Genomic DNA, 13,428 nt, shown 5'->3' with positions numbered 1-13,428 from the left:
CAACTGCTGTGACGCTGTGACCAGGGCACCACCGGCCGGTGGGGCTGTCGCACGGACAGGCCCACCCCACCCTCGTCCGTCCGGAGCTCCACTACAGCGGTCGGACGCTGTCCAGGGCGACGCGGCCGCCGACCTCGATCGTGCCGTCCGACTGCGGCCGGGTCACGAGTTGCGAGCCGACGCCCTGGCGGATGTCCAGCCCTCGGGCGAGTTCCTGCGTGAGGACCAGTGCTGCCGCGCCCGTTGCCTCGTCCTCCACGATGCCGTCGCCACGGCGGGGGAACGCGCGTGCCCTGACCCGGGCTTCGGCCTCGTCCGCCCAGGCCCAGGCGTACAGCCAGCCGGTGCCCTCCGGCGGGGCGGGCAGCGCGTCGACCTCGGCCGCCGAGCCGTAGCGGTGGGTGCGCCGGCCCGCAGCCCACTCCGCGCGGGCGCGGATCCAGCTGAACTCCTCGTCCTGCCGGAAGGGCACCTCCCCGGCCGCCGGGCGGAGGGTCTCCACCGCGAGGCCCTCCTGTCGCAGCAGCCAGCCCGTGCCGACCAGGGGGTGCCCGGCGAAGAGCAGTCGGATGCTCGGGGTGTAGATGTCGACCCTGCCCTCCGCCGCGTCGTCGACGAACACCGTCTCGCTGAAGCCGAGGGCGGCCGCAACGGCCTGTCGGTCCTGAGCGGCCGCTACCGCAGCACCGTCCCGCACGACACCGAGGAGGTTGCCCGCGCCTCCGTCCGGGCCGCAGAAGACCCGGAGGACATGAAGATCCGTCATGCGTAGATTCAAACACCTCGCAGGTCTCGGCAGAACCCTTGACCCAATCCTGGTAAAGCTAATTAACTACGCCTATGCCCGAGACCCCCCGGCACGACCCCCATCCCGGCAGTTCACTCCTCCCCCACCAGGCCCGCTCACACCAGGCCCGCTCCCACGACGGCAGTTCGCGGCGCGAGGTCCTGCGCGTCGGGGCCGTCGGCGGCATCGCCCTCGCCACCGTCGGCGCGCTGGCCACCGGCAGCGCCCAGGCCGCCGAGCTGCTCGGCGCGCCCGCCGCCGCCCAGCCCGCGACAGCGGGTTCGACCGACGCCCGGTCGAACCCGGCGACCGCCTCGCCGCTGCGTCCCTTCGGACGGCACCTCAGCTTCGGCGCGGACCCCTCCCGGCAGGTGACCGTCTCCTGGCAGGTGCCGGGGAAGGTGGCCGGCCCGTTCGTCCGCATCGGCAACCACCCGGGCGAGCTCGGCTCCCGGATCGCGGCCGAGGTGCGCCCGCTGGTCAGCCAACTGGCTTGGCAGCAGCCGGTCGAGGACGAGCCGCTGATCAAGCCCAAGACCGTCACCCAGTACTACCTGCACGCCGAGCTGGACCGGCTGCTGCCGGACACCACCTACTACTACGTCGTCGGCCACCAGGGCTACGACCCGGCGGCGCGCGGACTGCGGCTCGGCGAGATCGCCTCCTTCCGCACCGCGCCGGACGTGCGACGCGGCGCGGGCTTCAGCTTCACCGCCTTCGGCGACCAGGGCGTCGGCTACAACGCGGTCGCCACCGGCAACCTCATCGCCGGCCTCAACCCGGCCTTCCACGTCCACATGGGCGACCTGTCGTACGCCAACAGCGACGGCGGCGGCGACACCACCGACTCCTACGACGCCCGCATCTGGGACGCCTTCTTCGTCCAGAACGAGCCGATCGCCTCGCAGATCCCGTGGATGATGGCGATCGGCAACCACGAGATGGAGGCCTGGTACGGGGAGGACGGCTACGGCGGCGTCCGGGCCCGTTTCACCATGCCCGACAACGCGTGGACCGGCTCCACCGGGATCTACGCCTGGCGCTACCAGAACGTCGGCCTGATCAGCCTCGACGGCAACGACGTCTGTTACAACACCCCGGCCAACCTCGACTACACCAAGGGCCGGCAGCGGGTCTGGCTGGAGCGCAAGCTCGCCGCCTTCCGCGCGGACCCGACCATCGACTTCGTCGTGGTCTACCTCCACCAGTGCACCTACTCCACCTGCGCCGACAACGGCGCCGAGCTGGGCGCCCAGCAGCAGTGGGCTCCACTGTTCGACCGGTACCAGGTCGACCTGGTACTCAGCGGGCACAACCACATCTACGAGCGGACCGACCCGATCCGCGCCGGGAAGCCCACCCGCAAGGTCCCGAGCGGCGGCACCGTGGACCCCGTGCGCGACGGCACCACCTACGTGGTGGCGGGCGGCGGCGGGGGCGGCGTCTACTCGTTCCCCGCGTCGGACAGCTACCTCGGCCACGAGACGCCGAACGACACCCCGGTGCCGATGGTGATCTGCGAGCCCAACGGCGACAACGAGACCGTCAAGGTCGGCTGGTCCCGCGTCCGTTACACCGGCTACTGCCTGCTGGCGATCGACGTCACCCCGGCCGCGCACGGCCGTCCGGCGCGGCTCTCGGTCCGCTCGCTGATCGAGGACGGCACGGCGGTGGACGACTTCACCGTGCAGCGCGGGTGAACAGCCGTCCTGGGCAGGTTCTCTGACACGCCGTCGGCAGATCCGGGCGGCGGGCGGGCCGGTACGCCCCGCAGGTACCGGCTTCGCTCCGTCCGCCGCCCTGGATACGGTGGGCACCATGTCGATCACCTGGAACGGCGTTCAGCGCCGCGACTCCCTGCATGCCGGCCATGTGCTGAAGCGCGACCAGCTCGCCGACGCCGCCCGCGACGGCAACTGGGGCGTCGTCCTGGACATGATCGAGGCCGACCGGGAACTGGTCAATGCCTCCCGCGTCGGCGGGTCCTCCGGCTACACCGCGCTGCACCAGGCCGGCTGGCACGGCGCACCGGCCTCCGTGGTCGGCCGGCTCCTCGCCGCAGGCGCCTGGCGCACCGTGCAGTGCACCGGCGGCGACTGGGCCGGCGAGACGGCCTCCGCCATCGCCGCCCGGCGCGGCCACCCCCAGTTGACCGAGCTGCTCGCGCCCGTCCCGGTCCGGCCGGTGCCGCCGGCCCAGCTCGCGGCGCTCAACTGGCACCTGCACCAGGTCATCCACGGACGCGTGCACGACATGCTCGCCGAACACCGGGTGCGGCTCCCCGAGCTCGGCCCGCTGACCGAGGTCCGTGAGGGCACGATGTGGTTCCCCGTTCCCGGTTTCTACGGCGGCTTCAGCATCGAACTGCTCCCTGCCGACCCCCGGGTCCGGGCCGAGGCCGAGCTCAGCGTCGAGAGCTGGTCCCGGGTCATCGGCGGATCGGGCCAGCGCCACCGCGTCACCGGCGCCGGCGCCGATTTGCTGGACCAGGGATTCGTGTAAGTGCGACGGCCCGCACGGCCCGGCAGTACGAACACGATCTGCCGGAGGCACGGGGTCCCGTCCACGGACTCCACCGGACCGGCCCGGTCACCGAAGGTCACTCAGGTGGCTTGCAGTCACTGGCTGTTGGATCCGGACGAAGAGATCGACCGACCGGCGGGGAACGCATGGCAGCCGATTCAGGCATATAAGCGGCTATACCTGCAAATGTGACGCCCCGGAGAATCCTGGCCATTTCCAGGCAAAAATTCACCGTTTCGGTTCAATGCGTGGATAGTGGCCGTATGCGAACCCTACGCACGAGACTGGACCTGTTCACGAAAAGGGCCGAATCTGCCCGGAAGGCCGGTGGTCGGCGCGGACTGCTGACGCTGCTGACCTGCGCACTGCTGTGCGCGGCCTTCCTGACCGTCTCCGGTGGAACCGCCACGGCGGCGAACGCCGACACCCATCGCCTGTCCACCTGGAACATGCAGCGCTCGACCACTCGCTGGCAGTACGCACTTGAGCTGTCCACCCGCTCCGACGTGGTCGCGCTCCAGGAGGCCCCGGTCACGCCCCCCAACGCGGCTCATCAGCTGCACGGGAACTACGGGGCCGGCATCACCGGCTACGTCATCCCCGGCAACCGCAGCCGGGGCCAGCGCTACCTGTTCATCCTCAGCCAGGGCAACAACCCCGCCCTCGGGGTCAATCCGGCCATCATCACCTCCTGGCTCCCCGACCACGTGCTCAACATCGACGGCGTCTACCGGGACGCGCTCGCGGTCGTCAACACCACCGACGACACGATGTTCGCCTCCATCCACGCCAGCGCCACCGGCGGCACCGACTCCGGCTCCCTGGTCCGGCGGGTGGCCGCTGCGGCGGGCACCCTGGGCCTCCAGGACTGGGTGGTGTTGGGCGACTTCAACCGCGACCCGACGACGCTGCCCGCGCTCGGCCTGCCCAACGGCTCGCACATCTACAACACCGGCATGGCGACCCAGCAGAGCGGCGGCGAGCTGGACTACATGGTCTCCAACGTGCTGACCCAGAACTGGCAGGCGAGCCGTGGCGTCGCCCGCGGCAGCGACCACTGGCCGGTCACCTTCAGCTCCCTGCACGCGGGGGCCAACCCGACCCGGTTCACCGTCAGCGACCACGGCAACTCCAGCCTGCTGGACGTGTACGCCGCGCAGAAGGCGAACGGCACCCACGTCATCCTGTACCACCCCGACGGCGGCAGCAACCAGCTGTGGACGCTGCGGACCGCCGGTCTCTACGGGCAGTTCGACCGTCTCGTCAGCGCCGCGAGCAGCAAGTGCATGGACGTGGACAACGGAACGGCGAGCACCATCGGCTCCCAGATGAACATCTGGGACTGCCACAACAGCAGCACCGCCAACGACACCCAGGAATTCGCCCTGGAGCACCCGGTGCCGCTCTTCCCGAACCTGACCACCGTCGAGAACACCCAGACCGGGCTGTACCTGAACGTCAGCGAGAACAGCAACGCCGACGGCACGCCGGTCATCCAGTACACCCAGCAGTACGGACAGCTCCCCTACCCGGCGAACAACGAGTCCTTCTACTTCCACCCCGCCGTGAGCTGATCGGCGCACCGAGTACCCGGCACCGAGTACCGCCCGGACCCGCTCTGCGGGCTCCGGGCGGCCTCGTTCGGCGGCTCCGGACGGCGCAGCCGCCGCGCCGGCTAGGCCGAGCGCAGGGTGATCAGGGTGATCTCGCTCGGGGCGAAGATCCGGAAGGGCGGGCCCCAGAAGCCGGTGCCCCGGCTGGTGTAGAGCTGGGTCCGCGCTCCGTGCCGGCTCAGGCCGTGCACCACCGGCTGGTCGAGCCGGACCAGGAAGTTGAAGGGCCACATCTGCCCGCCGTGGGTGTGTCCGGAGAGCATCAGGTCGATCCCGGCGTCGGCGGCCCGGTCGACGTACTTGGGCTGGTGGGCCATGAGCAGCACCGGCAGCTCCGGGTCGGCCCCGGCCAACGCGCCGTCCAGGTCGGTCCGGTGTCCGGCCAGGCCGGACGAGGCGGCGGTGACGTCGTCCACCCCGGCGAGCACCAGTCGGTCCCCGCCGCGCTCCACCACGACGTGGCGGTTGTGCAGCGGCTCCCAGCCCAGCTCGCCCATCAGGTCGAGCCAGCCCTGGGCCTCGCCGAAGTACTCGTGGTTCCCGGTGACATAGATCTTCGCCAGCCGGGAGCGCATGGTCCCGAGCGGCGCGGCCTGCTCGCGGCGCATGTCCGGGGTGCCGTCGGCGATGTCGCCGGCGTGGCAGAGGACGTCGGCGTCGAGCCCGTTGACCGCCTCGGCGACCCGGGCCGACCAGTCGGCCCGGTCGATCGGGCCGTAGTGGGTGTCGGCCAGCAGCACGACCCTGGTCCCGTCCAGGCCACGGCCGAGGCGCGGGACGGTGACGTCCAGCCGGGCCACCCGGGGTGTCCGCATGGCCTCGAAGTGTCCCCAGGCCAGCAGTACGGCCGAGATCACCACGATGGCGGCGACCACGATCCTGGACCGGTCCGGGTCGGCGACGCCGGCCGCGAGCAGCACCAGCCGCACCAGGTTGCCCAGGACCGACCAGACGAAGAGCACCCAGACCACGCCGAGGGTGGTGTCGGCGATGCGCGACGCCCGGTCGTCCCGCCTGCGCCCGTGGCCCCGGACCGCCAGCAGCGGGAAGACGAGCAGGGTGACGGCGAAGACGACCGTGCCGACCAGGACCACCGGGAACGGCCAGTCGGCGCCGGAGGCGAACAGCGTCCACCACGGCAGGACGAACAGCAGGAGCAGCACGGTGACCAGGGCGGCGAGCGGACGGCGCAGCTTCCGCTTCCTGCCGTCGGCGGCCTCGGGGTTTTCCGGCCCGGAACCGTCGGCCGCCCCGGGCGGGGTCGCGCCCACGGGTCCGAGCACGTCGGTCTCCGACCCGTGGGATTCGTTGTCTGTCACGGTGCTGCCCCTCATGTCCACTGTCCGGCCCGATACCGTCGTCCGGCTTGCGGGAACGGTCTCCGGACGAGGAACTGTACTGCGCCGGCCCCCGGTCGAGCGCTCAGGAGGTCGCCGGGAGCACCGGGGCCGCCCCGGTCGACGCGGCCGCCGTCCGGCGGCGGCGGGCCAGGCGGCCGGAGACCCGGTAGCCGCCGACCATCACCGCGACCACGGCGACCGTCTCCGCGCTGCCCCACACCCAGGTGGACGCCGTCGCCGTCTTGGGCGGGAGCTTGGGCAGCGTCTTCGCGTCGACGGCGGTGACCGAGTGCTCGGCCAGGTTCGCCTGGTACGCCTGGTTGCGGGCGGAGCCGTGCAGGAACGGGGCGACGAACAGCAGCGCGAGCCCCAGCAGCACCTCGGTGGCGACCACCAGCGGGAACCGCCGGAGCAGCACGGTGGCCAGCGGGCGCTCCTCGCCGGCCGCGCGCAGGGCGTCGATCCGGGGGTGCAGCCAGAACTGGTTGTACATCCCGAGCAGCAGCAGCGCGCCGAAGATGATGATCTTCACGCCGAGCACCCGCCCGTACATGGTGGAGAGCAGTTGCGAGGGGCCGTCCACGTGCTGCCAGTAGAGGAACAGGCCGGACAGCGCGATGGCGGCGACGCAGCCCATCGCCCAGGCCGAGAACCGGCGGAGCGCCAGCGACCAGAAGGCGCCGCGCTCGGCGGTCGCGGGCAGTGCGCCGGGCAGGGCGAGCAGCGCCAGGCCGACCAGGCCGCCGAGCCAGACCGCGCCGCCGAGCAGGTGCAGCATCCACATCAGGGTCTGGAAGATGCTGCGGCCCCAGTCGGCGGGAACCTGGTCGGGGAACCTGGTGGTGCCGAGGGCGACTGCGGCGGCGGCCAGCCCCCCGCCGAGCAGCCACCCCGTCGCCCGTCCCGCCGTGAGCGAACGGGCCGTCAGCGGCGCCAGCAGGGCGACGCCGACCACGATGAGGGTGACCTCCAGCCCGGAGAGGCGGCCGGCGTTGCTGCCGTCGTAGAGGGAGTTCCAGGCCGCCGAGTAGTCGTAGCCGTCGCTCGCCGAGGCGTCGTGCGCCAGGTCGGTGAGCACGGCCGGGACGGCGAGGACGCCCAGGAGCACCGCGGCCCGGGCCAGCCGGGTGGTGACGGCCGCGGTGGCGCCGGGCGCCGCCCGCGCGGCCGCGGGGACGGCGATCAGCAGAGCGAGCGCGGCGAGTCCGACGAAGCCCATCAGGGTGACCCAGGTGCTCCAGGCGACCGCGCTGTCGGCGAAGGGCCCCAGGGGGGTCGAGGGGGCGGCCGCCGCCGAGAACGGCAGGGACGTGGGCATGGCTATGGACAGGGGCATGGCGGGGATCCTCGCTGACGTATCGACAGGCAACGAGAACTTAGGTTAGCCATACCTAAGTAGCTATGGCCAGCCCGCCCGGCCCGACCGACGCCTCCCCGAGGCCCGCACCAACGCGAGGGACCGGTCCCGCAGTCGCCCGTGGAGCAGCTGGGCGTCTGCGGAACCGGTCCGGATTCAGTTGTCACCGACTACTGCTGACTGATCGTCAGCCGATGGTGTAGCTGTACGGCAGGGCCGCCAGCACGTCGCCGGAGACGGCCAGGAAGTACTGGTTCGACTCGGAGTAGCCGTTCGCTCCGGAGACCAGGTAGAGCACACCGTGCACGGTGCTGCCCTTCGCGCCGTTCGGCGTGATCGTCACCGGGACGGTGACCTGGGCGCCCGGCTGGACCAGCACCGGGGTGGCCGGGGCCGCCGACGCGTTCACCGAGGAGGCGAACGGGTCACCGGTGCTGGAGGAGACGGCCGGGTCGAAGCCCTGGGTGAGCGCCGACGCGGTGACGGTGGTGCTGCCGGCCGGGGCCCCGGTGACCGGGAACGGGCCGATCTGCTGGACGAACGCGGCCCAGATCCCGGGCGCGACCGGCTGCCCGGACGCGGCGGTCGAGGTCGCGACCGACACCGTCGAGCCGCCCTGGGCGGACGTCAGGCTGCCGAAGACGTCCGGCAGGCCGGTGTTGTTCTCCAGCTCGATCTGGGCCGGAGTGGTGGACACGGCCGTCGACTCGACGGACGCCGTCCCCGGCGGCACCACGAAGCTCGGCGGGAACGCCGTGTTGACCGGCAGCGGGACGGTCGCCGGACTGGTCGGCGCCAGCGCCAGGGTGGCCAGCGAGTCGAGCCGGCCGTCGACGCCCACCCACTGCGGCGCGCCGGTGGTGTTCCGGTAGGTCACCTCGACCGTGGTCGCCTTGCCGGCGGCCAGGTGGGTCCCGGTCCCGGTCGGCAGGCCCTTGGCCGTGGCGTGGTCCCGGTCGAAGGCGATGGTGCCGGTGTACTGCTGCGACGCCTCGGCGCCGCTCACCGGGTTCATCACCTCGACCACGAAGCGCCACTGACCGGCCACCGGGTTGATGGCGGTGGTCGACAGGGTCGGCCCGGTGCTGGTCGGCACGCCCTGGGCGTTCAGCGTGTAGTTGCTCTCCGAGTCGATCGGGGTGTTGTCCGGGCTGATCAGCACGCCCTGGATGGCCACGTTCGGATCCTGGCTGACACTCAGTCCGACCTGGATGTCCTTCTTGCCCTTGGGGACGTCGAAGGCGTAGGTGTCGGTCTGCGCCTGGGCCGCCTGCCGGGCGTTGCCGCCGACGATGGTCCCGGTGAAGGTGCCGGAGCCGCCGGAGGTGTCGACCAGGGTGCGCAGGGTGACCGGGACGCTCGTCAGCTCACCGTGCGGACCGTAGACGTCCACCGACTCGGAGCTGTCGCCGCCGGCGGCCGGGGTGGTCAGCCGGACCTGGAAGGTGCCGCTGTGCCCGGGGGCCAGCGTCAACGACCGCGGGCCGACGCTGCCGTCGGTGACCGCCCGCTGGGTCGCGGTGTCCAGCAGGACCGGACCGGTGAAGCCGGCCGTTCCGGCGTTGGTGTAGAGGATGGCCGTCCAGTTGCCCGACACCGGGTGCGCCACGTCGACGGTGCCGGTGTTCGCGGACACCGCCCCGCCCTGCGGCCTGGTGTTGGTCTCGAAGCGGCCGGAGGGGTCGAGCAGGGTCAGCCGGACCACCGGGGTGACCGACGCGCCGCCCGACTGCTGGGCCGCGCCCTGCCAGGTGATCGTCGCCGAGAGCCGGTCCGCTCCGGTGGGCACCGCGAAGGTGGTCTTGTGCTCCACCCAGGGCGCACCGTTGGTCGGGTAGACGAACGACTGGTCGGTGCTGGAGTTGAGCTGCACCGTCTGCTGGGTGACGCCCTGCGCGGCGAAGTTGCGGGTGGCCGCGCTGAACGTGGCCGTCCGGCTGCCGGTGTTGACCACGGTGACGTTCTCGCCGTGCTGCGAGCCCGGGTGGCCGGTGACATCGATCTGACCCGTCGTCACCAGTGCGCTGGTGTCGGCCTTCGCGGCGGACGGGGCGTGGTAGCCCTCGGCGGCCACGACCGCCGCCCGGGCGTTGACCAGGCCCGCGCCCTGCTCCGCGGAGGGCAGGCCGAGGTCCTGGGCGGTGCCCTCCAGGAACTGCTTGACCAGCGCCGGGGAGGGCGAGGCGCCGTTGTGGGTGTTCCGGTAGGCCTCGATGACCAGCGCCGCGGCGCCCGCGGTCAGCGGTGCGGCCTCACTGGTCCCGCCGAACGCCTCGATCGCGCTGGGCTGGCCGTCGTAGTTGGTGCACTCCGAGTAGATGGCGACATCGGTCGAGCACAGCGCCCAGTTGGCCTCGCCCGGGGCCACCAGGTCGACGGTGCCGCCGGTCTGGGTGTAGCCGCCCGAGGACAGCGCCGAGATCTGGTCGTTGGCCCAGGTGCCGTTGGAGTCCTTCGCCAGCGCGTAGCCGGTCTGCTCGTAGAGCTGGGAGTCGGTCGACGCGCCGACCGAGATGACGTTGGGGTCCGAGGCCGGGTTGCCGATCGTCCCGGTCAGGCCCGCGTCGCCGGAGGACGCGACGACGGTGACACCCGCGTCCACCGCCTCGGAGTTGAAGAGCTGGAGGGTGTCGCCGAGCCCGCTGTCCGGAGTCTCGTTCTGGATGAACGACTCGTTCAGCACGTTCACATGGGCCACGGTGACCGCGTAGTTGATGGCCTGGAGGATGGCCGAGGTGGTGAACAGGTTGCCGTCGGCCTTCAGCACCACCAGCGAGGCGCCGGGGGCCACGCCCTGGATCCGGATGTTGCAGCCGGCCGGCAGCGCGTAGGCCGGGTTCACGAACTGCGAGAGGTCGTAGGACACCCGTCCCTGGGCCGCGATCGACGAGGCGTCACCGAACGCCTCGCCGCCGCCGGTCGGGGCAGTGGTGCCGACGCCGGAGAAGTCCTCGTAGTCGGTGACGACGTGCTGGCCGTTGCTGCGGATGAAGTCGGGGTCGTTCGGGTCGAGGCCGTCGGCTATCAGCCCGACCGAGACTCCGGAGCCGTTCACCAGCGAGGAGGCCCCGGGCGAGCCGGCGGAGCCGGCCACGTGCATGGAGTAGAGCGCCTCGGGCTCCAGCAGCGGCTTGGACGGGTTCGACGGGCAGATCGCGTTCGCCGAGGCGGAGGCTGCGGCCTGCGCCGACGCCGCCTTGCTGCTGGCCGCCTTGCTGCTGGCGGCCTTGCTGCTGGCGGACTGCTTCCCGACCCCGCCGGCCGGAGCCGTCGGGCTCACGCTGCCGGCCGGGGCCACCGGGACGGTCTGGTCGGGCACCACCGACGCCACCGCCGGGTTGGCGGCGAGCGCCGCCTCCAGCGCGGGGCTCACCGTGGCGGCGAAGGCGTTGCCGAGCACGAAGCTGCTGATGTGGGTGGCCCCGGCGGACTTCGCCAGGGCGATCAGCGGCGCCTGGGAGGCGGCGGCCTGCTGCTTGCGCGCGCCGAGGTGGCCGGCGTCGGCCGGGGCGGCCGCCAATTGGTCCTTCAGGACCACGATCACCGGCACCGGGGTGCCGCCCTTCGCGATCGCGGTCGTGCCCGAGGCAGAGGTTGCCGGTACGCCGCTCGCGCTGGTCCCCATGGCGAGGACCACGGAAGCGGCGGTTATGGTGACGGCTGCGAACTGCGCCTTGCGCCAGCCGAGCATCGATATCCCTTCGTCCGGAGTGACGTCGGGAGGAGCGGACCGAGCGGCTTCCGGCACTTGCGAGACATGCGTCTTCCCCCGGAACACCCTTCCCGACAAGCTCAGGCATTCCACAGCACGCGAAGCACCCCTGACAAGGGGGCGGAAGGCCCGGACCTGCGGCCCTCGCGGAGGCGCCGGCTCCGGTATCCGCCCGACCGCAGCTCAGTGGCACGGGGCGGAACCAATTGCCGCTGTTTATTCTGACGATTCATCAGAAACTGTAACCATGAGCAGGGGTGGCACTCCTCTGATCCGCGGGGGCGCGGCCTCCCGGGCCGCCGCCGGCTCCAGCCGCAGCGTCCAGCCCGCCGTGCCGCTGTGCACCAGCAGGCCGCCGGCGGCGTCGGCGCGGACGGTGAAGGGCGGCCGCGTAGCGCTCCAGCAGCCGGGCCGCAGGCTCGCCCGCGCCGCCCGCGCCGGCGATGCGGAAGCCGGCCAGGAGGAAGCTCCGGGCGAAGCCCTCCAGCGCGTCCGAGGCCGGTCCCGACCAGGAGGCCCGGCCGGGCAGGGCGTAGCCGGCGAAGGAGGGCGAGGCGAAGGAGGGCGAGGCGAAGGGCAGCAGGCCGTCGAGCAGTCGGTCCGCCTGCGCCTCCCAGTGCCGGCGGTCCCAGCCGGCGCGGGGCGAGCGGACGCGGTCCTCCGGGGGGGAGGTCGAGGGCGGGCGCGGGGCCGGTCAGGCACCGGGGCACGGTGACGAGGAACCGCCTGCCTGGGTCGAGGGGGTCGCGGAGCCCACGGCGGAGCCCACGAGGGTCGCGGGGCCGCGGAGGCGGCGGGGCGGCGGGGGTGGCGGCGTGCGGGGGTACGGGCGCGCAGGAGTCCCGGCGGACCAGGCGCGGCTGCACCTCGATGTGGGCGACCGGCGTCGACGGGTCGCCGAGGGTCTCCAGCAGCGTCCGGACCGCCAGTTGGCCGACCCGCCGCTTGGCCGGCGAGACGGCGGTCAGCGGCGGCTGGGTGAACTCGGAGAACTCGTCGTCGTAGGCGACCAGGGAGAGGTCCGCGGGCACGGCGAACTCCGCGGTCAGGCCGTTCTGCAGGAGCGCCAGGGCATCCTCGTCGGAGTGGCAGAGCAGGGCGCTGATCCGGTGCTCGGAGAGCAGTGCGGCGAGCTGTCGGATGCCGTCGGCGCCCCACTGCGGCCACCCGGCGACCTCGGCGCCGGTGAGCACCGGCATCGCGGCGGGCAGCTCCAGCGCCGCCGCGGCCTGCAGCCACCCCCGGCGGACGGCGAAGGAGGTCGGTGTGTCGCCGCGCACGAACAGCCCGATGCGCTGGTGCCCCAGTCCGTGCAGGTGCCGGACCGCAGCCGCCGCGCCGTCCTCGTGGGCCGAGCGGACCCAGGAGATCGAGGCCGCCTCGGCGCCGCCGGCGCGGCGTTCGACCAGCACGGTGGGTACCTGCAGACCGGTGGCCCAGTCGGCCACGATGCCGCCGTCGAGGTCGGCGGAGGCGGGAGCCAGCAGCAGGCCGTCGGCCCCGGCCGCGAGCAGGCCGCGCACCAGGTCGGCCTCCCGCTCGGCGTCGTACTCGGACACGGCCAGCAGCAACCGTCCGCCCACGGCGGCGAGTTCGGCGCGGACGCCCTCGACGATGTCCTTGAAGTAGTAGGCGGACTTGGGCACCAGCATCCCGACCACCGGCGGAGCGCCCTCCTGGCGCACCGGCTCGGCGGTGGGCTCGCCCGGGATCTCCGACAGCTCCCGGTCCTCGGCCTCCGGGAGCACGGCGCCGCCGTGGACCCGGCGCACCCGGCCGTCGGCGGCCAGGGTCTCGATGTCCCGGCGAATGGTGACCTCGGACGCGCCGAGGGCCGAGGACAGGTCGGCCACCTTGGCGACACCGTCGCGTCGGACGGCGGCGAGGATTTCCGCTTGACGCTGTGCTGCGAGCACCGGCCCCCCTGAGAGCTTCGCGTCGGCCCCGGTGGTCCGCGCGGTTGGAATCTAGCAGCCGCGCACCGGGCAACGGCAGCTCGGGACTTACGTTTCTCTTTGCTTCTCTTTGGATTCTGTCTTTCTCCATCGCATCTCTTGACAGTCGATCAGATTCGATCGAAGCTCTGTCCGCAGACC

At 72.4% G+C, this 13,428-nt stretch carries 7 protein-coding genes and 2 pseudogenes; 3 read left to right on the top strand and 6 right to left on the bottom strand.

The genetic code is table 11. The features are described 5' to 3' along the window. Positions 1 to 91: 91 nt before the first annotated feature. Positions 92 to 766, bottom strand: a complete 675-nt coding sequence (locus BS75_RS33715) for a PhzF family phenazine biosynthesis protein (protein ID WP_034090927.1) — start codon at positions 764 to 766, stop codon at positions 92 to 94. Positions 767 to 840: 74 nt separating this feature from the next. Here BS75_RS33715 and BS75_RS33710 point away from each other — a divergent pair, with 74 nt between their 5' ends. The 3 genes from BS75_RS33710 (at position 841) to BS75_RS45135 (ending at position 4,884) form a co-directional block, all read left to right on the top strand. Then, positions 841 to 2,487, top strand: a complete 1,647-nt coding sequence (locus BS75_RS33710; protein ID WP_034090926.1) for a purple acid phosphatase family protein — start codon at positions 841 to 843, stop codon at positions 2,485 to 2,487. A gap of 118 nt (positions 2,488 to 2,605) precedes the next feature. Further along, on the top strand, positions 2,606 to 3,289 hold the full coding sequence (locus BS75_RS33705) for a hypothetical protein (RefSeq protein WP_034094317.1): 684 nt from the start codon (positions 2,606 to 2,608) through the stop codon (positions 3,287 to 3,289). A 284-nt stretch (positions 3,290 to 3,573) separates the two neighbouring features. Next, a complete protein-coding gene (locus BS75_RS45135) occupies positions 3,574 to 4,884 on the top strand; it encodes an RICIN domain-containing protein (RefSeq protein ID WP_052070042.1) in 1,311 nt (436 codons plus the stop codon). Between the two features lie 101 nt (positions 4,885 to 4,985). Here BS75_RS45135 and BS75_RS33695 read toward each other — a convergent pair whose 3' ends face one another. The 5 genes and pseudogenes from BS75_RS33695 to BS75_RS50935 all read right to left on the bottom strand — a co-directional run. Next, a complete protein-coding gene (locus tag BS75_RS33695) occupies positions 4,986 to 6,194 on the bottom strand; it encodes a metallophosphoesterase (RefSeq protein ID WP_042440904.1) in 1,209 nt (402 codons plus the stop codon). Between the two features lie 151 nt (positions 6,195 to 6,345). Continuing rightward, positions 6,346 to 7,599, bottom strand: coding sequence for a copper resistance D family protein (locus BS75_RS33690; RefSeq protein ID WP_197091985.1), 1,254 nt, complete (start codon positions 7,597 to 7,599; stop codon positions 6,346 to 6,348). Positions 7,600 to 7,807: 208 nt separating this feature from the next. Beyond that, entirely contained in the window at positions 7,808 to 11,311 is a 3,504-nt protein-coding gene (locus tag BS75_RS33685) for a S8 family serine peptidase (RefSeq protein ID WP_034090925.1), read from the bottom strand. 400 nt (positions 11,312 to 11,711) lie between these two features. Continuing rightward, positions 11,712 to 11,999 (bottom strand): annotated as a pseudogene (locus tag BS75_RS50940) (DUF2264 domain-containing protein); the annotation flags it as partial. 178 nt (positions 12,000 to 12,177) lie between these two features. Then, positions 12,178 to 13,248 (bottom strand): annotated as a pseudogene (locus tag BS75_RS50935) (substrate-binding domain-containing protein); the annotation flags it as partial. Positions 13,249 to 13,428: the final 180 nt, after the last annotated feature.

Source organism: Streptacidiphilus albus JL83, from assembly GCF_000744705.1.
GTDB lineage: Bacteria > Actinomycetota > Actinomycetes > Streptomycetales > Streptomycetaceae > Streptacidiphilus > Streptacidiphilus albus.
This window is presented reverse-complemented; position numbering and strand designations above follow the sequence as displayed.